The sequence below is a fragment of the Carboxylicivirga marina genome, assembly GCF_016612505.1.
Taxonomy (GTDB): domain Bacteria; phylum Bacteroidota; class Bacteroidia; order Bacteroidales; family Marinilabiliaceae; genus Carboxylicivirga; species Carboxylicivirga marina.
In genome coordinates this window covers 1-22,782 of record NZ_JAENRR010000070.1, presented here as the reverse complement: position 1 = coordinate 22,782, position 22,782 = coordinate 1, and the positions used below count along the sequence as shown (strand labels likewise).

Below are 22,782 nucleotides of genomic sequence, written 5' to 3'. Positions count from 1 at the left end.
ATTTAAGTTTTTTTGTCGAAACAAAAATATAGGATTCTGAGGGCTATTTAAAATTCCGACTTTCGGAGGCTAGTGATAAATTCATTTAAAATTGGCTTTTAAGTGATTCTATATGTAGATGAATAAGATGACGAACCAGATAGAAATACATTCAAGTTTCATTAATAAACTACTTATTGGTTCAAATTAAAGCAACTATCCGTTTTGATAATAACACAATATGGACTAATAATGTGATTTTACTTTCTTTTTGAACATTTTTAGTATCAACCACCTAATTGGGACTATAAAAAACACAATGATTAGCCAAATAATCCTCCGCCTGAATTCAATACAGGTTACCATGGTCAATATTCCTTAGGTTTAGCTCTTAATAAGTAAAACAAATGAGATCCATCAGACTTTACGATGAGGAGGCTTAATCCATGCAGCTTTACTTTCCGGCATGGTACGGCCTTTTTATGGAACGGTTCCCTTTAGCAAGACGCTTATAAGGAACCGTTCCCTGGCTATTCATTACTTATGAAGCCCTTTTGTTCTTAAATAATCAAGTAATAGCTGAGGACGATCGGTTTGTATGATGTTGATGTTATTCTTGATATACCAATCATATACTGTTGGATCAAGTGCTGCTTTTTCATCATCATGTCCACCATTGTGACGTTCCCACAATGAATTAACCCACACACTACTTCCTTTATCTCTGATATCATCAAAATATTGTATGAATTGAATGGTGTCCTGCGGTACTCCAAAGGCAAAAGCTATTGGAGGATCCTTTTCGAGATAATCATCAACAATTACTTTGGCATTCGGGTTTGGCAATTTTATCTGTGGCATAAAATATACTTTATCGAGGTATTGCCCGTATTCTTTTTCTACATCAGCTCTTGTTTTTTTTCCTTTCATAATAACATTATTAAGGGTGTTTGTTTGCTCCATTACCTTGTAGCATTTCTCAAAAACCGGATAGCCCTTATCAATATTGATCAGGATTTTACCTTTGGCCAAAAGGAGTGCTTCTTCTAGAGAAGGTATTTTGTGAGGTGTTTTCATACCCAGACCATCCACCAAATGAAAGGTTTTGAGTTCTTCCAATGTATAATCCTTGACCTTGCCTTTCTTTTTTGTTGTGCGGTCAATTGTATTATCGTGCATCAAAACCAGTTGACCATCTTTGGTTTCGCGTACATCTATTTCAACCATATCAACACCCATGTCAATGCAGTACTGTATAGCTTGTAGTGAGTTTTCGGGTGCATTTCGCCAGTCGCCGCGATGAGCTACCACAATGATATCTTTGCTTTTAGAGTTTTTTAAAGTTCTGTATAAGGTACTCCAGATTAAGCTTTTGGGTGTTTTGAGAAATGCACGAAACACTAATGAGTATATAAGCAAGCAGTAAGTAATAGCTTTTCATTTGAAATAGTTTATTTTATATATTCAACATCCACAAAATAAGAAGGGATGGTAATGTTCTCGGCTGAGTAAATCCAGGTTTCAAGATCGGTATCACCGGCTTTTACGTTCACTTTAAATGTTACATGCGTATCTGTGGCTTCAATTTCCTTTTCGTAAGTATTTTTACCAATGGTAAGTTTGGCTTTATTAGCCTTAAATTCATTGCTGTTTTTTCCTTTGGTATTGGCATTAAAAGCTAATCCGGTATACAATGGATAACGCGATAAAGTCACTTTGTATCTACCATCGTTCATAAAGCTTACTTTCCAGGGACCTTTACCACTTTCCAGTTTTTGCACATGACCTTGCGAGAAGACTGATTTTTCCCATAAGTCCTGAGTTGTTAATGAAATTATTGGATGTTGCTCATCTCCCAGAACAAAACGAACTGGCGTTTCTCGATCTGCTGCGTTTTTATCAAGCCATGCCAATAAAGCATCATCCATTGCTTTTACTCTATCCGGATATTTATCAGCTAAATTGTTCTTTTGTGCACGATCGTCTTTTACATTGTATAGTTCACTTCGGCTAACCCAACGCCAATCTCCATCTATCACGCAGTACTTGTTACGTTTGAATAACACATCTTGATTGGGATTTAGTTTCACTAAAAATAGTTGACGTCCATCGTTTCCGACTATGGGCTGTCCGTATAATGCCTGCTTGAATGATAAGCCATCCTGATCAAGTTTCTGTGTGGTTTTTACATCACAAATATCCATCACAGTAGGGAAGATGTCCATGACTGAAGTTAAGTCATCTACCTCATTCGTATTAAATTGGCCATTGGGGAAGTGGAAGAAAGAAAATAAGCGATGCCCACCTTCGTATGGAGAGCCTTTACCACCCCTTTGTCCCATGTTAAAGCCTTGCTCAGTAGGCCATTCATTTTCGTTGAATTGCGCGGCATAGCCTGCAGTACCATCATCGGTGGTAAACACGATGATGGTATTATCTTTGATGCCTTGTTCTTCAAGCGAAGACATGAGCCTGCCCATGTTTTCATCGAGATTAGAAATCATGCCATAGTAGATGGCTTGTTTCTGTGGGTGCCCTTTTTCTATCCATGGTTTAGAATATTCTTCCGCAACAATGGCTGGTAAATGCGCTACATTAAGCGCTAGATAGATCATAAAAGGCTTTTCTTCCTCGTTACATTCGTTTACATAGCGGATGGTTTCGTTGAAGAACACATCGGTGCAGTAGCCTTTGTATTGTTTGAGCTCACCATTATGGTAGTAGGTATCATCAAAATAATCATTCCCCCAGTAATCGGAGATCTGGCTGATGCCCCCACATTTAAAGTTTACGGTTTCTTCAAAACCCTGGTCTTGCGCTCTGAATGGCCAGGTATCGCCCAAATGCCATTTTCCAAACTGTCCGGTGGCATAACCATTCTCTTTAAATACTTCTGCTATGGTTACTTCTTCGGTGCGCATATTACTGCGACCAACGCTTGTACGCCATGCTCCGGTGCGCAAAGAGTATTTCCCGGTCATCATTGCCGTTCGAGATGGTGTACACATAATGGCTTGATGAAAGTTGGTCAGTTGTACCGATTCATTGACAAACTTATCGATGTTAGGTGTTTTTAACCAGGGATTACCGAGGCACCCCAGATTATTTCCCTGATCGTCTGTCATGATGATAATGACATTGGGCTTCTTTATGTTTCTTTGTGCAAAACCTAAAGAAGAAATTATTAAGCTGACTAATATGAAAGACAGTAATTTTTTCATCTCGAAATATGGAATTTGAGTTAGTATTGAAATACAATATCGAGATATTGATAACTAAAACAGTTTTGGTACATGTTGAGTAAGTGTCAATGGTTAATTGATTGTATTTGGCTTATGTTTTTTATTAGGCTATGTCTTTGTATGAGAGTGGTAAGGCTTTGTATTGGTGTGCTTGTGAAAGAAGGGGAATCCCTCTTAAAAGAAGAGAGTTTCAGCAATGATCGTTGGGTGTCGTTAAATTATGTATGGGTGATATTCTATGAGTAACACAAATGTTACGAAATTTTGAAAGAATTCTTCATCAACGCCTAAGGAACGGTTCCCTTTTTCATGGCGCTTATAAGGAACCGTTCCTTGTTAAGAAATCTGTTGTAAAGTTTTTAATGCAAGCACTACGGAACGGTTCTCTCACTGCAAGAAGGGAGAAAGAACCGTTCCTTCTTTAAGGCCTAAGGAGCGGTTCCCTTTAGCAAGGCGCTTATAAGGAACCATTCCTTGTTAAGCATTATTCCAACAGCAAGCTCTTCCGCTCTTCATGATAGCACTGGTGGTAATTAATAAAGCTGTCAATACCATTGAAAATTTCGACAACAGACGAACGGCACACTCTTGTTGAGGCATTACTCAGGATTGATTTGTACGAACTGAAAGTGTAGTTGCGGAAGTCGGGTATTATTTCATGCTTTTCAGGATTGTAATGGGTATAAAATATCAGGTATTTTAAGTAGTCATCATCATCTATTTCTAAACGCTTAAACTTTGGATCGAATAAGTTGCCTACAAAACCTTCTTGTTTGTTAATAGCCATAGCATAGGTAACCAACCAGCTTTTAAATTTTGAGGTCATTTCCTTTCTATATGAGGATATATCTTTCTCAGAGTCATTGGTTCGGATGATAAAATGAAAATGATTAGGTAATAAACAGTAAGCTAATACCTCTATTCTATCAAGCAGTTGTTCATTCAATAGCGAGAGAAAGTAATGGTAGTTCTTATCGTTGTAGAAAATAGTCTTTCTATTGGCTCCTCGGTTAAATAGGTGGTAATATTTTCCGGGTAATATGGGCGTGGTGGTTTTAATTGATGGCATTGAGTAAAGGTAAAAAGGCCTCTTTAAAGATGCAAGTCAAGGGAAATATTAAGGAACGGTTCTTTCTATACATCTTGTAAATAGAGAACCGTTCCTTAAAATATTGCAAATGAACCATTCCTTTATTTATCGTTTTTAGGCTTCTTTTTCGGTTTTGCGGGCGTATTATTTTTATTCTCGACAAAGGCATTAGATACCTGCACGGCTTTTTGATAATCAGCTTTTGTATAGTCCCAATACTCATCAATTACCTTATTGATTTCAAACTTGGGATCATCCTCTTTGTATTCGGCTCTGAGGTCTTTTAATTGTACTTTAAGCTGGTTTTGGATTTTTAGATAAGCTTCCTGTCCATACACATTATTCATTTCCTTCGGATCGTTTACCAGGTCGTATAATTCCCAGGCGGCGGGTGTTTGAGGGTATGGCTTACCTTTGGGTGCTACGCCGTAAAATTGGATGAGCTTATGGTTTTTTGTTCGTATGGCAATATGAGCTGGTACTTCATGGTGTGCCATGTGCAACCAGTAATGATAGTAAGCTGCTTTTTTCCACTTTTTGGGTTCTTTACCAGATTCTAAAATAGACTTAAAACTTTTTCCCTGCATGACATTCGGAGTTTCAATACCTGCAAAATCCAAAAGGGTAGGGGCAAAATCAACATTTTCAATGATGGCATCTGATTTCTTTCCGGCTTTTATTGTTTTTGGGTAGCGAATAATAAAGGGCATACGTGCTCCTTCTTCATAGCCCCAACGCTTATCTACATAATCATGCTCGCCTAAGTAAAAACCCTGGTCGCTGGTGTAAATGATGATGGTGTTGTTGTAAATGCCTTCCTCTTTCAGGTAATCAATAACACGTTTAATATTGTCGTCAACTCCTTTTATACAGCGGAGGTATTTCTTTAGATAGATTTGGTATGCTTCCTTAGTAGCAGCTTTTCCCTTTAAATCTGATTTCTTGAGGTAGTTGCCAACACAGCTTCGGCGAGCTCTGTCACTAACTGAAGAACCAATGTAAGGCTTCAGCTCACTGTTATGACCTTTGGTTGCTATAGAACCATGATTGCCTTCCTCAAATAAGCTGGACGGCTCTGGTATTTCTACATCAGCTAAATAACTTTTATAGCGCGGTGCTGCGTCAAAAGGGCCATGCGGTGCTTTAAAGTGATGCTTGACAAAAAAAGGTTTGGTTTTATCCCTATTTTTCAGCCAGTCAATCACTTCATCGGTAATGACATCAGATGAATGACCTTCTTCTTTAACCAAGTCTTTTTTATATCTGCCCTTTACTTCAAACTCCGGATTAAAATATTTACCCTGGCTCTTTAGTACTTTAAAATAATCGAAAGCCAAGGGTTGTGTGCTCAAATGCCATTTGCCGATTACAGCGGTCTGATAGCCTGCCTGCTTCAGGTAATTTGGTAGGTGCTGGTTTTCTTTTGGTACTTTACCACCTAAGGTTGTTACACCGTTGACCGCACTATACTGCCCAGTTAAAATAGATGCTCTACTGGGCGAACAGATGGAGTTGGTGCAGAATACATTTTGCATTAACATGCCCTCTGCAGCCAACTTGTCGATGGTTGGTGTAGGGTTTAATACGGCAAGTCTACTGCCATACGCACCAACAGCTTCCGCACTATGGTCGTCAGACATGATGAAGAGTATGTTGGTTTTATCCTGACTGTTGACTGTCGTGCAAAAAAGTGAAAAAATAAATAAGGTTATATTTCTAAAAATTTTCATAGGTGTAATGATATAGCTTAATAAGATGAACGCAGAGACTCAAAGGCGCAGAGTATTTTCAAAGATATTAACATGGCATATAATTCCCTTTGTCTCTATGTATGGTTAATAGTTTTTTACATAGCCATCAAGCACCTCAATTTGTTTCCAGCTTTTGCTCGGTTCATTTTTTTGCTTATTTCCTTCTGTGCTTCTGCCTTCATCAATGTATTTGGCTAAAAGTGTTTTCAATTCATCTACCACTTCAGGATGAAGATGCTGAACGTTTGTGGTCTCGCCGGCATCTTTTTCCATGTCGAACAGCTCAATGTCGGCAGGGTTGATTACTGGCTTGTCTTTGGGGTTCTTGCGTCGTGTACCGCCATTGGTAGCCAACACCAATTTCCATTTTCCTTTACGTATCGCAAATATACCGGCATCGGAATGGTGAACTATTCCTCCTCTTTCTACGTCATTTAGCTTTTTGCCCATTAGTGCAGGAAGGAAGCTTTTACTATCTTCTGCTGTGTTATCAGCCAATTCTATATCTAAAATATCAGCAACGGTAGCCATTAGGTCAGTTGTGCAAATGTTATAGTCGTTCACAGTTTGGCCTTTCACTTTTTCAGGCCAGCGAACAATAAAAGGAACACGGTGGCCGGCTTCCCAGGCACTTCCTTTTAAACCCCGGAAGGTGTAACTTGGATAGTGTCCAAGAGCTTGTAAATCTTTGAATTTTGCTGTCGGTGAGCAACCGTTATCCGCAGTGAAGATGATTAAGGTATTGTCTGCAATATTCAGGTCATCCAAAGTCTTTAAAATTTCTCCTACAGTCCAGTCTACTTCCATACAGAAATCACCATATTCACCAATGCCACTTTTGCCTTGGAAGTTTTTGCTTGGCACGATGGGTGAGTGCGGGGCGTTTAAGGGCATGTAAACAAAGAATGGATTATCAGGCGATTCTTGGTGTGATTTTTTAATCCATTCAGTGGTCTTGCTTGTGAATGTACCCAATACTTCATCTTGTGTGAAATTATCAGCTTTCCAGCCTTCTTTGGCACCAACTAAGCCGGCTGCTTTAATGGCCTTTTTATCCGCCAGGTAGGTAAGGTTACCTAAGACCTGTCGGTTTTCAATATAGGCATGTGGAGGCATGTTAAGCGAGGCTGAGATGCCAAAGTAATAGTCAAAACCAAAGTCAAGAGGTCCGTTTTTAATGGCTTGTGTGTAATCGACATTTTCACCTGTTGATTCAACTCTTGATTGGGCTTCACCCACAAAAGTAAAGTCCTGACCCAAGTGCCATTTACCCACAACGGCTGTGTTATAGCCCTCTTTCTTCAGCAATGAGGCTACTGTTTCTCGTTCCAACGACATTAGGTGTTTACTGTGTCCTTGGGTTACACCATTCTTTTTTGTTGTACGCCAGCAATATCGGCCTGTCATAATCCCATAGCGGGTAGGAGTACACACACTGGAGTTAGTGTGCAAATCAGTAAAGCGCATGCCTTCCTCAGCCATGCGATCCAGATTGGGCGTGGGGAATCTACAATCTTTATTATAGGCTCTTACATCGCCGTAGCCCATATCATCGGCCAGAATGTAGATGATATTAGGTTTGTTTTGAGCCTTATTGGGTAGATAAATTCCAATGAGAAAAATAAGGATGCAAAAATATTTTATTGTTTTCATAGAAATTGGATCTGTATTGTTAGTTTTTATTGAATTTAGTAGTCGCAAGCTCACTTAATTGCAGAAAATAGATGCCTTTAGCTAAGCTTGAAATGTTAATGCTGTTTCCATTGGCCAGGTTACCATGTTTCACCAACCTTCCTGTTAAATTGTAGATCTGGTAATTTGCATGCTCTTGGCCTTTGGTTGCACAATATAGCGTATTGTTAACAGGGTTGGGATATACTTGTATGGAAGCCTTTGCTTCATCAATATTTGCGGGAATATTCCTGAAAATAGCAAATACAGGATAGTGATCAGACATCTCATCAATCAATACTGTTGAGTTGTTCGGTCCTACATATTGATGAATGATGCGAGAATCAACTGTGCAGTCAGCCAAGTCTTCATTTGTCAGAACAAAATCAATTCGCGCCAAATGTTCTGATTGCTGATGGCTTGTTGTGGGATTGCCATTATGATCAAGATTGGTATCATCATGAAACAAGGCAACTGAAGATGAGGGAAAGGTTCCCCAAAGTTTATTAGTTTCATAAGTGTCTCTAGTCGCATATTGATCTGTAATATCAATAATGGTATGACCTGAATGGTTCCAGTATTGATCCATCATTCTATAATCCCAGGAGGTGCAGGCAACCATTCCGTTATCCGGCTCATTAGCACGATTTAACTCGTGGTTACATTTGTTTTTGAAGATCCGATATTGTAATCGTTTGTCAATATTGGCTTCTGCATAGGTACGGTCTGTAATTGTCATTGAGTTAAAATCACCCAATATGATAACATGATTGTTTTGGTTCATGTATTTCTCATAAAGTTCAAGCACATATTTGGTCTCTTTTTCACGGTGGTTTTTATTGCTTGATTTTAAATGAACTATTATGAATACGATGGGTTCATTGCTTAGTTTGGCAGCGAAAGTACCTTCGAGATTGGTGCCATTATAATCGCCATTAATGCCTTCCAAAAACTCAATGGGGTATTTGGAGGTAATGCCCGTTGGCTGTTGAGTATCCCGGTCAAAAATGTAAGAATAGTTATGCCCATAGCTTTGGGCAAAAGTGGACAGTTTAGTTGCGTCAAAATTTTTAAGTTCTTGCAAGGCCAATACATCAGGTGATAAAGATCTTAAAAAGTCAGTAGCCTTTTGCTGCACTTCGGATTGAGTGGCACTATATGAATGACTTGTAGGTATGTTGCCAGCCGATTCGTCTAATTGAGAAAATCCATACCACACATTCCAGGTCATCACGCTTAGCTCATTAATTGATGTGTTTGGTATTTGAGCATTTAATAAACAAGTAACAGAGATAAGGATGCTTGATATGGTTTGTCTCATGATTCTGTGATAAGAAATATAAAGGGCGCCCTTAAGTATAGGACACCCTCTGATTCTGATTTATTTTAGTGATATTTTATAAACACAAGCGTATTCAAAATCCTCATTGGTGTTGTGTAAAAGGTTTAGGCCTTTCTCGTTTAAGTCCCAATCAATATCTCCATTACCCATCAATTGGATGGATTTGATTTTTGAACCATCAAAATCTTTAAATGCTGTTAGCAAGGCATCACCATTGGAAGGCTGGAAGGCTGTAACATATATCACACCTGGCTTTGTGGTGTAGCGATATTCAATTTCATGGATACGCATACTATGATTACTATAATGTACTTCCGGTTCATCCACAATATCACCAGCAAACTCACCATAAACAGTCCAAGGCTTTGTTGAATAGATGGCTTCACCATGTTTTTTTAACCACGTTCCCAATGCTAATAGACGTTTTTGCATACCTTCAGGAATTGTTCCATCAGCTTTTGGACCAATATTTAAAAGTAGGTTACCGTTTTTACTCACTACATCCACCAATAAACGAACCAACTCAGATGGTGTTTTATACAGATCATTAACCTCCTCGTTGTGCATATAGGCGTATGATATACCTAGAGTTGCCGGGTTTTGCCAGCGAGGACCGATAGTGTCCATTTGAAGATTGTCTTTTTCGCGACATCCAACACCATCGGGCCAGTTTGTTTGGCGTCCTTTATTGTTGAAATACACTTCTTTCCCTTTGGCATGGGCATCATTCAGATAATCAGCAATCATTCCCTTAAAGGCATTTTGAAACTTGATAACCTGCGGATCACCTTCTGCCTTATAGAAAATAGGTACATCGTCAATCCACATAAAATCAGGATTGTATTTCTGCTCTGCTTCTTTCCAACGTGCTACATAATCGGCAATAAACTCATCGGAATAGTCGAATGGACCGTATAAGTCAGCAGCCTCAGGCATGCGCTTGATCTCTTCTGCCACTTGATCAAATGGTTGATCGTTGACCTTGAAATCTAAAGTAAATCGACTTGGATGACGCTCACGGTGGTATGAGATACCGTACTTCATGCCTTCAGCACGAACAGCTTTTTCCAAATCGCCAATTAAATCGCGCATTGGACCTTTCTTGGTAGCACACCATTCGGTTAAGTCAGAGTCCCAGTTAACAAAGCCATCGTGGTGCTCTCCGGTTGGTATCACGTATGTGGCACCGGCTTCTTTAAAAAGTTTTGCCCAAGCTGTAGGATCGTAGTTTTCTGCTTTGTATAAGTTTACCCAATCTTTGTACCCAAACTCAGGTGGCTTGGCCCCGAATTTCTCCATAAAGAATTCTTCATAACGTTCCGGCATCTTGTACATGTGGTTGGTGATGGCCTCAGCATAACCTTTGTTACGGTCTTTGTATCCTGCAACACTGTATGGTCCCCAGTGAATAAAGATCCCGAATTTACCTTGATCCCACCAGGTAGCTGGTTTGGCTTTGGCCAATGATTCCCATGTAGCCTCATAGGGCTTTTCTGTTGTTTTTTCTTTTGGTGTGTTGCAGGCAGCAAGCGCTGTAAGAGCTAATAGAGCAACACCTGTTTTTAAAATTTTTATCATCTGAATTGTGATTAGTATTTTGAAAATCTTAGGTTCTTAAGTTTGCGCCGGAATCACATCGTTGGTTCCTAGTTCCTGACGTTTTTCTAATTGGCCTTTAATTTTTATTTTAAATGATAAGGCCACATTATTAGGTAACTCTTTGGGCAGTGCGATGCGTAAACCAGTTTTTTCACGCTTGTACTTCACTTTGCCATGTCCAAGTAATTCAACCGATTCAATTTTGTTAATGCTTGAAATATTAGTGCTAGAATTTAAGGATTTGATTAGTACATGATCAGCCTTGGTAACTCCTAAAGTTGTAGCATATAGGATATTGTTATTAGTAGTGAAGCGAATATCTGTGTGGTCAAATAATGCGGTGTTAGGTTGTATTGCTCTTGACTTGGCGCCATTGCCTGGATTGAGCTGATAATAGAACAAATCTTCCATGTGGCCTTCACCAATGATGGTCCAGGGGCGAGTAGCGTAGATGGCTTCTCCATTTTGCTTCAGCCACTTTCCAATACCTAGTAATAAGTCTTCTTGTCCTTTGTCGAAAGATCCATCGGGGCGTGGATTCATGGACAGTAAGAGGCCGCCATTTCGTGAAACTAAATCAACCAGACGACGAATGACATCTTCTGATTTTTTGTATTCCATGTTTTTATCCCATTGCCAGTCACACCAACCCGTTCCACTTGGCGTATCATCTTCCCATGGCCAATCCACATAGGACGGACGCTTGTGTCCATTTTCGTAGCTGTATAAGCCAAAGTTCTTTCCGAAGTTTCCTTTGTTATGAACACACACTTCTTTGTTGTGCTTTAAGCCATCATTAAAAAAGTGAGCGAGTATATTCTCAGTGTCATACTTACCTCCGCCACCATCAAACCATAGTACATCAGGTGAGTATTTATCGATGAATTCTTTCGTTATTGCCAATCTCTTATCAGTAAAACGTTCCCGACCACCTAAGTACCAGTAGTAGTTATAATAGTCTTCGTTTAATAAATCGGCATTGGCGAAACGTTCGTCAGCTTTCAGTGTTTTAACTACTTTTTCAAAATGCTTAACAGTTCGTCCATGGTGAAAGGAAGCTATGGTTTTAATTCCTCTGTTCTTAAGTTCAGCTAACAGTTCGCCATTTAAATCTCTTTCAGGCCCTGTTTTACCTGCACATAAATCAGTGTGTTCGCTGTCCCACATTAAATAGCCATCGTGATGAACCGCGCACATGCCAGCATATTTAGCGCCTGACTTTTCAATAATATCAGCCCAGTAGACAGGATCAAACTTTTCAGCCTTAAACTGTTTGGCCATATCCTTATAACCAATGCCTTCTTTTACATTACCGATGTGCTTTTCAAACAACAGACGTTGTTCATTGGAGTCACTGGTTGAATAATAACCTTTGTATCCAGTAATGTAATAGTTACCCCAGTTTCGTTTTGTGTGTTCCCAATCGCCATTTTGAGTGTATACTCCCCAATGGGCATAAATACCAAATTTGGCATCCTGAGCCCATTGTGGTACCTGGTGTTGACGCAATGATTCCCAATTGGCTTCATATTGTTTAACTTTATCCTTGTCACTTGTTGATTCTTGTGCAGATGCGTGGATGCATAAGAAAGCGGAAAGAATAAGTAATAAATTCAATTTTTTCATAGTTGGTAATTTTGTAAGCACAATATCTTAAATATTGCTTGTAGAGGAGTTTTATCAAATATTGTTAGGGTGTCAATAATTTGTTTGGGATTGCTTCTTATTAGTTATATGTGGCATCTTGGCTCTAAGTCTAAGATAATTAATGTAGTAGTGTTCTATTTCTTGATTATCTTTATTGGATTGAATAAGCCTGATTCGTCAATAAGAAAGTAAATTCCTTCTGAGAGGTATTCTAATGTCAGGGTCTCATTTATATTTGAGAACTCGCCTTTTGCACATATTTCACCTTGAATGTTAAATATGGAGTAAGAGCATGGCTGTATAATACCCGATATTACGATGTTTCCGCCTGTTGGATTAGGAAAAGCTTTAAGGCTTGCTTTATTTCTGCGCGTAATGCTAACATCAGTTGAAACATTGGCTGTAAACTCCCACACATCACCTTTAATAGTACTCGATGGAGTTATGGCATCGACTCGCCAGTAGTAGCTTGTATTTGCAAGGGTATTTACAGAATGTACTGTTGCTGTTTTAAAGTTGCCGATGAACTCATCAGATGCTGTTGAGGCATTTTCAACCGCTGTGGCAGATGTTCCAAAATACACATTGAAAGATTCTGATTGATAAGCCGGTTTCCAGGCCAGCATTGCCTTGCTTGCATTGCTATTGGATTGATGTGCCGGCACAGGATTACTACATTTACCAGACTGATAACCTGGTATCCAATAATTGCCTTCAGCTTCGTAAGCGCCAATATCATAGGTGTCACCGTCAAAAGGATGTTCAATTATGATGTCAGTATTGATATCTGAACTTCCGGCATCAATGAGGAGGCTATTAGGTTTAGGTCTAAAGTCGCGATTGGCAACATCCATCAGCAAATCTTCAGCCTTTTCATCTTCATTATAGCCATTCCTATTATGGTCGGATAGCGGTGGGAGTGGGTATTCGTCAGGTGTACGTCCACCTCGAAAACCTGAGATTAAGTCACCCAAGTTATTGCGGCATATTGAATTTTGATTGGCGCCATGTGGCTTTGGGTTAATCATGACAATATCAGAAGTGGAATTATTAAAAACGGTGTTGTTCACCACCTGGTGATAATCACCTTTTATCATCAAACCGTTTGGGCAATTCCAGATAACATTACCATATATCCTTCCTTTTGTTTGCTTACCCCAGGCGTCCCAACTACCAGCTTGGCCTGTATTACCTACATCGAGTGAACCATCCATACGAAAACCATTTCTTACATTATCGTGTAACCAGTTGTAACGCGATATGGTACCTATGGCAGGAGTAACCATTAATTGAATAATAGCACCATCATTTTGCAAGTGTGCCGTACTCCAGGCTTCGTTATATTCTATAAGGTTATGACTTCCGGGCAGAAGCGTTTCAGAAGCTCCAGCCACATAAAGTGTGTTATTTCTGAAAACAGAGTTATCGCAGATAAAGGAAATAGTACTGCCGATGTTGTATAGGTTGGCGCAGCTAAAGTCAATATGGCGCACCAGGTTATTTTCAATGAGGTGGTTTTTACCATGTATAACTAATGCCTCACCCTCGCTGTATTCAAACACATTGTTGCGAATGGTAATGCTATCGGTTTTGTTTTTTCCTGAGAATAGTGTGACGTCGTTGTATTCACCAAATTCACGCAGCATGCGTTTGGAGTAGGAAGGGTATTTAAAATGGCAGTCTTCAATGTTTAGGTATTGGCAATCAGTTCCTTTTATGGTTGTGCCCCTGAATTGAATGCCTTTAATATGAATGTGACTACAGTTACTCATTTCAATGCCATAGGATTGCATTTTCCCCTCTATAAGTTTGTTGTTTGGCGACTGTGCATCTTTTGTATAAACATATAAACTACCACCAGTGTCGTAGTACCATTCACCTGGATGGTCGAGCAGCTCCAGTTTGCCTTCCAGATAGTAGTAAGCTTTTTCTGGTTTTTGCCAGGTCACAAATTTATCGCTGATGGCAGCATCGTAGGTGAAGAAATTATCTCCAACATAGTGTGATGTGATTGGTGCATAGGTTGTTTTGAAAGAGCCAGTATTTAAAATGGCAATGGCGTCATCCAAGTCAATATTTAATGCTGCAAGATTATGCGTGCCGTCATCAATCATTTTTCCGTTGGTGCTGGATGCACTTGATTTTCCCCAAGTGCCTGCCTGGTCCCAAATAGAATTGGCTAGTGGGGTCGCAGAAACCGGCTGTTCATCTTCGATAAAGCCATCTACGTTTGGCCAGCGTGCTGCATTTAGCATATTGCCATCTTCAAATAGTTGCCATGGTGTAAATCCCGGTGTCGTCTTATAGATGTTGTTTCCCAGGTGTTCCCATGGTGTTTCTACAGGTTGAGTACCATCAAAAATGACCTGATGGTCGGGATAGGCAGAGATAATTATTGGATTTTCTTCTGTTCAATTTTTGTTGGATATAATTGTTGACTGTTTATAGTTTCCTTCTAACAGATAAATAGTGCCTTGAGAGCTTAAGCTTAATGCTTTGGACAAGGTCTTTAGCGGTTCGTTTTTAGTACCTGCATAATTGTCATTGCCAGTGGGTGAAACAAATAATTCTTGAGAACAAACCGTTTTAGTGGCTATTGATAGAAAGATAAGAAGGTAGAGTGCTTTCATAGTATCCGAATGTAATTTTGAACCGAATCTATGTTGTTTTGAAGCAAGCCTATCTGCTATATTCAACATTTTCTAGTACGGATTTTGCATCATCAAATGAAAAAGGCCCACACTATATAGTGCGGGCCTTTGCGTATTATGGATAGCAGCATCTTTGCAAGATGCATGTTATTATGTGATCCTAAAAAGATCCATTAGTGAATTGGATGAAATGCAGACGATTTAGTTTTTAATACTTCATTATCCAATTTTCTGAATTTATCAGGGTAGGACTTATCTACACCAAAAGAATCGAAACTTACATCAAATGGTTTGAAACCGCTTTTTAAGGCAGGAGATTTTTTCTTTAAACGGAAATCTCCTTTTTCAACATTGTAGAATAAAGGATCGGCAACTACAGTGCCTTGCTCAATGCCTTCAGCTTTTTGAGTAGCTAAAAACTCATTAGCACCTTCAGCATAGTATACATTGTTTTCAACAATGTACTCGTAAGGCATTTTCTTTTTACCCGGTTTCTGTAAGTTCATGTTCTTAGGCCAACCAGCAGGCTTGTATATTTCAAATCCCTCCACGTTGCTCATGAAAATGTTATTACGGATAACAGCTCCCGGAATAAAGGACTGCTGCGGATAAGCACGCATGTGAACCGCTTTTTTAACATTAACAGCTATGTTGTTGTATAATTGATTGTGACCTTTAAAGATATAAGCATTACCACCGCAGTTCCATACTATATTATTACGTGTAATGGTTTCGTCCTGCCAGTCATCGGTTCGAAAACCAGTGTATAACAAATCGTACAGTAGGTTGTGATCAACGATATTTCCTGCTCCTGCACCAGAGATATTAATGCTTGAGCCATCGGATAGTTTAAGCATCGTTCGTGTTGCTTTGTTATCCTTAATTAGGTTGTTGCGAGCATGTAAATAGGGGAAATAACGCTGCTGTGCATCTAAAGTAGAATCGGCAGTTGCTTCAATCTCATTCCAGCGAATAGTGCGAGAAGCCTCATCAAAATCAGACCAAGGCTTCATCAGTATCTGGCAACGCACACCTGCTACACCAATGGCTTTACGTGGTACGTCATGAATCCAGTTGTTGGTTATTTTGTTATCGCCACTTTGCCATAGAAAGATACCATGACCGTGCCATACAAGTTCACCACAATGGTGAATGATGTTGTTATGAATGGTGTTGTTTTTATTGACATACTTTGTGCCCGGACCATAACCAGCTAGCAATACACCCATGTGTCCCACATAATCGATGTAATTATTTGATATGGATATATTCTGTGCGTGTAAATCTAAACGAACAGCAGAACCACCACTATTGGTAAAACGACAGGCATTTACTGAGCAGTTTTCCGCACCACGAAAACGTAATAAAGCATTGCCATAATCAAAGGTATCCCAATCATGCTGTATGCCCCATCCTTTATGGTTTTTGTACCATACTGTGCGATCTGCTTTGGTGAATGTAAGACCTTCGAAATGAAAATTCTTAGCTGGAATATCACTTGCCAAATCGTAACGTATTTTTCCCTCAACACGAACCAACTCCATTAGTGCTGGAGCTTCTATAGTAGTAGATGGTTGTCCGTTTTCAGGCCAATAGTAAATTTTCTTTTCTACTGTGTTAACACACCATTCTCCTGGTTCATCAAGAAAGTCAATGGCGTTTTCTAAATAAACAAATGCCGGTGCATGATGCGGATTCTTCGTTCCAACTTGAGCATTGGCTTCAAAAGCCAGCCAGCCCATTTTGTTTTCAGTATCCACACTTTCAAGTTGGATGCTCATCAGGTTCCACGGCACAGGATTGAAGATACACTCAACATCAGAAATATTCTCCCATTCGCGCATAATGCCGTTTACATCAGGTACCATACGCAAGGCATAACGGTCTTTGTTATGGTGTACATTACGGCTATCGCTTTGCTCGATTGATTTTGAGGGCTCAGCTGGAATCCATGGCTCGCTCTTGGCTCTGGTCAGGCGTTTGTCGCCGTCAAATAAAGCTTTAAATGCTCCTAGTCCTTCTGGCAAATCAGCAACCCACAAGTTGCCTTGTGCCTTTGAAGCGGCGTGTGTCGGCAACTGCTTAAGCTTTGTCCAGTTTTTAATGGCCACTCCCGACGTTATCACAGGCTCTTCATCTTTGTAGGCTTTAAAACTGACTGTGTAGCCATCCATATGCGTATCATTCAGTCCAAGAACAAATGTTTCACTAAGGCGATATGAACCACCTCTTAAGTATACATTTATATCTTCTTTAAGACCAGTGCTTATGTCGGAACGAATGGCGATCTGTACTTCGTTAAGTGAAGCAAAAGGTTGCTCGATGGTTCCATTGCCCGCTTTTGCGTTTGGGGACAGATAATAGTCTTTAGCAGCTACATTCGAAAATAAGAATGCAACAAGCGCCAGACCTGTTAATGCTTTTTTAATCATATCACTTGGTTTAATTGTTCCAGTTTTCGTTAATTACTTTTTCTAATTCAGGGAAATGGTTGATGTTTACTTCATATTGCTTTTGAAGATTCTGTAATTCCTCCTTCAAACTTTCAGTAATTTGTTTGTAGCTTTTTTGGCCATAGAGGTTATTAAGCTCATAAGGGTCATTCTTAAGGTCGTATAACTCCCATCCCAGTGGCGATTCCCATCCTTCAGTGGTGCCATTTAATCCTAGTCCGCGACCGTAATAAAAGATCAGTTTATAATCATGTGTACGTACCCCAAAATGCGCCGGTACAGCAGATGGCTGAAAATGCATCCAGTAGTGGTAATACATTGAAGTAGGCCAGTCTCTGGCCGTTTTACCTACTAAGTTAGTCCTGAAACTACGTCCTTGCATTGATTCGGGAATCTTGACTTCTGCATAGTCTAAAATTAATTCAGCAAAGTCAAGATTAGTTACCATGTCATCACACTGAGTGCCTGCTTTTATTTCATCTGCTTTACGAATTAAAAAAGGCATTTTTAGCGATTCGTCATACATCCATCGTTTGTCGTAATAACTGTGTTCGCCTAAGAACATGCCTTGATCCGATGTGTATACAACAATGGTGTTCTCTGCCAAACCATTCTCATCTAAATAATCCAGCACACGACCCACATTCTCATCTATGGCAGTAACAACACGTAAATAGTCTTTCATGTATTTTTGATAAGCGGCAGCTATTCGTTCCTTGTCGCTCATGCCTTCAATATTTAATTTTCCTGTCGGATAGTCTTTACCACGCTTACCATCATACATGCGTTGCGACAAGTTAAGCATGTCGCGACCAAAGGCTTTTGAACCTTCAGAGCGATGTGACTTATCTTCGTATAAGCTTTTGGGTTCAGGTATTGTTTCGTTCTCGAATAAATGTGCATGACGCTCTGCGTACTCCCATAAACCGTGAGGTGCTTTATGGTGAAGCATTAAAAAGAAAGGCTCTTCTCCCTTACGCTCATCTAGCCATTTTAATGAGTTATCAGTGATAACATCAGTTACATATCCTTCATACTCTTTACCCTCCTTGCCTTTGGTCCACTTAGTGCCAGATTCTTTAAAAACAGGTTTATGGTATAAACCTTGTCCTGGTAATACACTATAATAATCAAAACCTTGAGGTTGAGTGTGCAAATGCCATTTGCCTATCATGGCTGTTTCATAACCGTTTTTTTGAAGTAAAGTAGCAATGGTTTCATCTTCTACACGTAAATCATCCCATAAGGTATATACTCCATTTTTATGTCCATACTGTCCTGTCATAATAGTTGCACGGCTTGGTGTGCATATGGAATTGGTAACAAAACAGTTATTGAGTAGGGCACCTTCATTGGCTAACCTGTCAATATTTGGGGTTTTTAGCGCCTCCGCAAAACGCATTTGATAACTACTTATGGTGTTGGCCGTATGATCATCGCTCATTATCCATAAAATATTGGGCTTTGATTTTGTTGCACTTTTTGATTTTGAAGCGGAGCTTGCCGATGCACTAACTAATAATAGTGCCATTAAGCAGATGTAATTAAATTGTTTCATTATATATTGATTAGTCATTATTTCAAGAAATGTGAAAGTTGTTAGTTCACAAATACGAATATATATTGTCTGGTTTGTTTGTTGGTTCCAAAGGAAATAGAATCAGTCTCAAGAAATTGTAGTTGACTTTTGCTTAATTAAAACATCAGTGTATCAATCTTATAAGCTTGTTATTTTGTTGGTATTTTCTTTCTGTCGAAAATGTTGAATATTTGTCTTCGGCTGAAGTGGTGCTATCTGTATTAGTTTATGCAAGAATTGCACAAGTGATTAAGAAGAAAGAAAAAGTGTGTTACTAAATTTAATACTACTGAAAAATGTGATGTTGTGATATTTTTAATAGTGAATGTGCGGAGCATTATATTAGCTATAATCCTAATCTCGTATTTTTAGACTATACAATTTGAATAGGTACTAACAAGGAGCTTGATATGGAAAAATCTAATAAGGTGGCGGGAGGACAGACTGTAAGAGAGTTTATTAAAAAGAGTGAAATTCAGAATATAGAGCACTTGAATATATTTGATTTAGAAAGTGGCAAATGTATTGTGAAAGCTCACTCATTTGATGAATTTTTGGCTTCATCAAATGTAATAAGCAAGATGTATTTGATTGTAATTAATTATAGAGGAGGTAAATATATTACACACTTTTCCGATATTTAGATTTGTAATGATATACACATTAAAAAAGGTAGCCATCAATCGATAGCTACCTTTTTTAGTATGTTCAAACGGGTATTATAGAATCAGTAATTTCTGACTAGTGATTTGATTATTATCTGATTGAATATGCACGATATATGAACCCGGCTTTAAGCCTTGTGTCGGTATTGTATTACGATCATAGATTACTAATACTTTCTGAGCATTTAAGTTATAAATAGATATGCTTTTAATGCGTTGATCCGACTGAACAGTTAGTAATTGCCCATTGTGAACCGGTACCGGGAATAATTTGGCATCAAGAGAGTGTTCGGGTGTGAAAATGTTGCTAGACTCTTCCTCAAAGGGCCATTTCCATGGGTATGTGTCCGGTTCAAAATCGATACCCGGCACCCAAACAGTACCACCCACTTCGTAGGCGCCAATATCGGGTGCGTTTACAGATGGGTTAAGGTTACTATTGGTAATGTTGCTATCAGCCTCACCTTGATTAAACAGCTTACTGCTCAGAATTTCATACCCTGCATCAATAATATTAGCCTGGCCTGTTTTGGGGCGGAAATCATAATTAGCCCTGTTAATCACTACATTATTGGCATCATATTCTACAGCATTAGCATCATTTGATGCGCCTGGAAAATAATGATAGACAGCTTTGCTTAGTTTGAAATTGCTTATGTCATAGTTAACATTAGTTGTACTTGCACCTGGTACATCATCTTTCCATTGGCTTACATTATTGGTCACAACTCCCGGTATATCACCAGCATTGTTGTATACATTTGTTCGATGACCAGTAATAAAATCAGTCAGGTTATTTTGCGTGAAAGAATTACCATTTGTTGAATTATCGCTATCACTACATCCTTCATCTATTATTAGTATATCTGTTTTTAAGCAATTGAAAACAGTATTGTTATATGTTTGTTGATGATCACCCTTAATCATCATGCCAATACCACCAGTATTATCATTAGGGTCGCCAATATTCCAGATGACATTATGGTGCGATAAACCATATTCACCGGCTTTACAGGGAGTGGAAGCCGGCGCATCAAAACGAAAACCATATTTGCCTGTATCATGTATCCAGTTGTAAGCGGTTTCGGAGCCTTTTACCGAAGCTGTGGTGTGTTGCACAACAGAGCCGTCGCTTTGGGCATAACCTGTATTTGACATATCGTTAAAAAGTACTTTAGAACGGTTTCCTAGATTTAAAGTGGCTGATGCACCCGTCGTATGCAGTATGTTATTAGAGAATTCAAAATCATTTCCTTTCACATACACTGTTAAACCAAGACTTTGTGTATTAGCACATGACCAATCAATATGATGCATGTAATTGTTATGAAAAACATGATTATTTCCGGCAGCCACAAACGCTTCTCCATCGGTGTATTCAAATACGTTTCCTTCAAAGGTACAATACGAACTGATGCCTGCATTCCCAAGTGCACCACTATTAATGTCCTGATCAATTGAAGTGACTAAAGGAGGTTTAGGGGATTTAAGCATTCGCTTTGAGTAATTTGGGTAACTAAACACACAGTTGTTAACGCTAGTGTATTCACATGCTTGCAAACGAACAGTTGTGCCAAAAAACTTAATACCTTCAATCACCACATTTGATGCATTACGTATATCAAAGGCATAGCTTTGAACTTTGCCTCGGATAATGGCATCCTCATGGTTTAGATCGCTACCGTCGCCTGTTTTACTCCAGGCATAAACATATCTGGTGCCATTTTCTTCTTGAAAGAACCATTCGTTTTCAGCATCCAATAAATGCAGCTTACCTTCGATGAAATAATAGCGGTGTTTGCTTCTTAATTGTCCGTTTGTAGAGCCATTGTCACTTGTGCTGTATGTAAAACCATTATTTGAAATATCGCTTGTTATTGCAGAAGCCCAGGTTTTGAATGATCCAAAATTATAGACAACCATTCCTCCACTGATATTCTTGTTTAGGCTGGCTGGGAAATCGTAACCATGGCCATTTGATTTAATGTTGTCAACGGTTCCATAGGCAGAACCATTATCACATACTGCCCATTTTTCGTGATGATATATTTCATCATTATCAAATGTAGTATTGGGCCATCGCGCCATTATTTGTTCCTTATTATTAACAAATAGTTGCCACATGTCTTTATCCACTACAGCTCGAAATACATTGGGCATACCCGATACGGCATTCCAGCTGGCAGTAATTATTTCTGTACCATCCATTACTACGTTTGCTCCTTGGTAGGGCATTATGGTAATGTCATTTTTGCCATTTAAAATAATCTCCTCTTGATATACCCCTTCCATCAAATAACAAGTGCCACCCTCGGTGGCATTGAACTGAAGTAATGCTGTTTTAATGCTTTTTAAAGGCGTTTCACTCGAAAGACCATTGTTGTTGTCATTCCCTGATGCCGATGAAATATATAATGTTTTTTGTGCCGAAATGTGCCAGCCCATCATTAATATCATAAATAAGAGTATGTGTGTTCTCATCTGATTTTAATTTGTTGATTTATGATGCGTAAGCTATATCTCATTGACGATTCCTTATGTCATAAATCTCACAATCACTGTTGGGAATGTTACATTGAGTTATTTAGATTGCTGACTCTATAAGGGACTTAACGTATAAAGTATGGATGTTGGTAGAATGTTATTTACTATTAGATTTGCTTGCGTTGTTTTGTCCTTGATCTACGAAATGTCGTTTTGAAGCCTTGGTTATTGAGCTTGGTTTTGAATTAAAGCATACTAAACTATAATATTAATAAGCAAATGACTCGAACAGCTCTTGCTATAGCCGGGACAGTGTTTTTTGAGGGATCTCCTTTAGGAACGACCATATTTATAACTGAAGTAGGCAATGATAAGAAGTAGATTATTACGTGGCTACATTGATTCATTAATTTTAGTAATAAGCTCTTATTAATTATTTTTGATGAATATGATCATAAAAACAGCCAAATATAGAACTAAATGCACTTAAACTTAGGCTGTATTATTACTGATGAAAGAAATACCATTAACACAATGGAACTTAAATCATTCGGGTGCAGTTCTCATATTACGCAGCATTTTTAGTGTAGTATACGTCAGAAAAATGTTTCCAAAAACCATCCCATCTG

14 protein-coding genes are annotated in these 22,782 nt (G+C 38.9%); 1 reads left to right on the top strand and 13 read right to left on the bottom strand.

The annotated features are described in order from the left end of the window. Nucleotides 1–516: 516 nt before the first annotated feature. From JIV24_RS19150 to JIV24_RS19095, 12 genes are all read right to left on the bottom strand, one after another. On the bottom strand, nt 517–1,380 hold the full coding sequence (locus JIV24_RS19150) for a glycerophosphodiester phosphodiesterase family protein (RefSeq protein WP_200466692.1): 864 nt from the start codon (nt 1,378–1,380) through the stop codon (nt 517–519). 50 nt (nt 1,381–1,430) lie between these two features. Next, nucleotides 1,431–3,200 carry an arylsulfatase gene (locus tag JIV24_RS19145; protein ID WP_200466691.1) on the bottom strand — a complete coding sequence of 590 codons (1,770 nt, stop codon included), beginning with the start codon at nt 3,198–3,200 and terminating at the stop codon, nt 1,431–1,433. A 505-nt stretch (nt 3,201–3,705) separates the two neighbouring features. Continuing rightward, entirely contained in the window at nt 3,706–4,290 is a 585-nt protein-coding gene (locus tag JIV24_RS19140; RefSeq protein ID WP_200466690.1) for a transposase, read from the bottom strand. A 122-nt stretch (nt 4,291–4,412) separates the two neighbouring features. Beyond that, nucleotides 4,413–6,041, bottom strand: a complete 1,629-nt coding sequence (locus JIV24_RS19135; protein WP_200466689.1) for a sulfatase family protein — start codon at nt 6,039–6,041, stop codon at nt 4,413–4,415. A gap of 105 nt (nt 6,042–6,146) precedes the next feature. After that, on the bottom strand, nt 6,147–7,715 hold the full coding sequence (locus tag JIV24_RS19130; protein ID WP_200466688.1) for a sulfatase family protein: 1,569 nt from the start codon (nt 7,713–7,715) through the stop codon (nt 6,147–6,149). Between the two features lie 19 nt (nt 7,716–7,734). Beyond that, the gene (locus JIV24_RS19125) at nt 7,735–9,054 is read right to left on the bottom strand and encodes an endonuclease/exonuclease/phosphatase family protein (protein ID WP_200466687.1); all 1,320 of its coding nucleotides are present in this window, start codon (nt 9,052–9,054) and stop codon (nt 7,735–7,737) included. 60 nt (nt 9,055–9,114) lie between these two features. Further along, nucleotides 9,115–10,653, bottom strand: coding sequence for an alpha-L-fucosidase (locus JIV24_RS19120; RefSeq protein WP_200466686.1), 1,539 nt, complete (start codon nt 10,651–10,653; stop codon nt 9,115–9,117). Between the two features lie 36 nt (nt 10,654–10,689). Then, nucleotides 10,690–12,300: an alpha-L-fucosidase gene (locus JIV24_RS19115; RefSeq protein ID WP_200466685.1), complete on the bottom strand. Its 1,611-nt coding sequence runs from the start codon at nt 12,298–12,300 to the stop codon at nt 10,690–10,692. Nucleotides 12,301–12,455: 155 nt separating this feature from the next. Continuing rightward, a complete protein-coding gene (locus JIV24_RS19110) occupies nt 12,456–14,576 on the bottom strand; it encodes a T9SS type A sorting domain-containing protein (RefSeq protein WP_200466684.1) in 2,121 nt (706 codons plus the stop codon). 156 nt (nt 14,577–14,732) lie between these two features. Continuing rightward, a complete protein-coding gene (locus JIV24_RS19105; RefSeq protein ID WP_200466683.1) occupies nt 14,733–14,951 on the bottom strand; it encodes a DUF1565 domain-containing protein in 219 nt (72 codons plus the stop codon). A gap of 194 nt (nt 14,952–15,145) precedes the next feature. Then, nucleotides 15,146–17,404, bottom strand: coding sequence for a right-handed parallel beta-helix repeat-containing protein (locus JIV24_RS19100; RefSeq protein ID WP_200466682.1), 2,259 nt, complete (start codon nt 17,402–17,404; stop codon nt 15,146–15,148). Between the two features lie 10 nt (nt 17,405–17,414). After that, a complete protein-coding gene (locus JIV24_RS19095; RefSeq protein WP_200466681.1) occupies nt 17,415–18,983 on the bottom strand; it encodes a sulfatase family protein in 1,569 nt (522 codons plus the stop codon). Between the two features lie 431 nt (nt 18,984–19,414). On the opposite strand from JIV24_RS19095, the gene JIV24_RS19090 reads away from it, so the two are divergent. After that, a complete protein-coding gene (locus tag JIV24_RS19090; protein ID WP_200466680.1) occupies nt 19,415–19,648 on the top strand; it encodes a hypothetical protein in 234 nt (77 codons plus the stop codon). Between the two features lie 75 nt (nt 19,649–19,723). On the opposite strand, the gene JIV24_RS19085 is transcribed toward JIV24_RS19090, so the two are convergent. Further along, complete coding sequence (locus tag JIV24_RS19085) at nt 19,724–22,150, bottom strand: T9SS type A sorting domain-containing protein (RefSeq protein WP_200466679.1); 2,427 nt, start codon at nt 22,148–22,150, stop codon at nt 19,724–19,726. Between the last annotated feature and the right edge of the window lie 632 nt (nt 22,151–22,782).

Excerpts from the sequence above, each read along its gene's own strand:
- JIV24_RS19145 (WP_200466691.1), bottom strand. The coding sequence starts at position 3,200 with ATGAAAAAATTACTGTCTTTCATATTAGTCAGCTTAATAATTTCTTCT.
- JIV24_RS19140 (WP_200466690.1), bottom strand. The coding sequence starts at position 4,290 with ATGCCATCAATTAAAACCACCACGCCCATATTACCCGGAAAATATTAC.
- JIV24_RS19135 (WP_200466689.1), bottom strand. The coding sequence starts at position 6,041 with ATGAAAATTTTTAGAAATATAACCTTATTTATTTTTTCACTTTTTTGC.
- JIV24_RS19130 (WP_200466688.1), bottom strand. The coding sequence starts at position 7,715 with ATGAAAACAATAAAATATTTTTGCATCCTTATTTTTCTCATTGGAATT.
- JIV24_RS19125 (WP_200466687.1), bottom strand. The coding sequence starts at position 9,054 with ATGAGACAAACCATATCAAGCATCCTTATCTCTGTTACTTGTTTATTA.
- JIV24_RS19120 (WP_200466686.1), bottom strand. The coding sequence starts at position 10,653 with ATGATAAAAATTTTAAAAACAGGTGTTGCTCTATTAGCTCTTACAGCG.
- JIV24_RS19115 (WP_200466685.1), bottom strand. The coding sequence starts at position 12,300 with ATGAAAAAATTGAATTTATTACTTATTCTTTCCGCTTTCTTATGCATC.
- JIV24_RS19110 (WP_200466684.1), bottom strand. The coding sequence starts at position 14,576 with ATGCTAAATGCAGCACGCTGGCCAAACGTAGATGGCTTTATCGAAGAT.
- JIV24_RS19105 (WP_200466683.1), bottom strand. The coding sequence starts at position 14,951 with ATGAAAGCACTCTACCTTCTTATCTTTCTATCAATAGCCACTAAAACG.
- JIV24_RS19100 (WP_200466682.1), bottom strand. The coding sequence starts at position 17,404 with ATGATTAAAAAAGCATTAACAGGTCTGGCGCTTGTTGCATTCTTATTT.
- JIV24_RS19095 (WP_200466681.1), bottom strand. The coding sequence starts at position 18,983 with ATGAAACAATTTAATTACATCTGCTTAATGGCACTATTATTAGTTAGT.
- JIV24_RS19090 (WP_200466680.1), top strand. The coding sequence starts at position 19,415 with ATGGAAAAATCTAATAAGGTGGCGGGAGGACAGACTGTAAGAGAGTTT.
- JIV24_RS19085 (WP_200466679.1), bottom strand. The coding sequence starts at position 22,150 with ATGAGAACACACATACTCTTATTTATGATATTAATGATGGGCTGGCAC.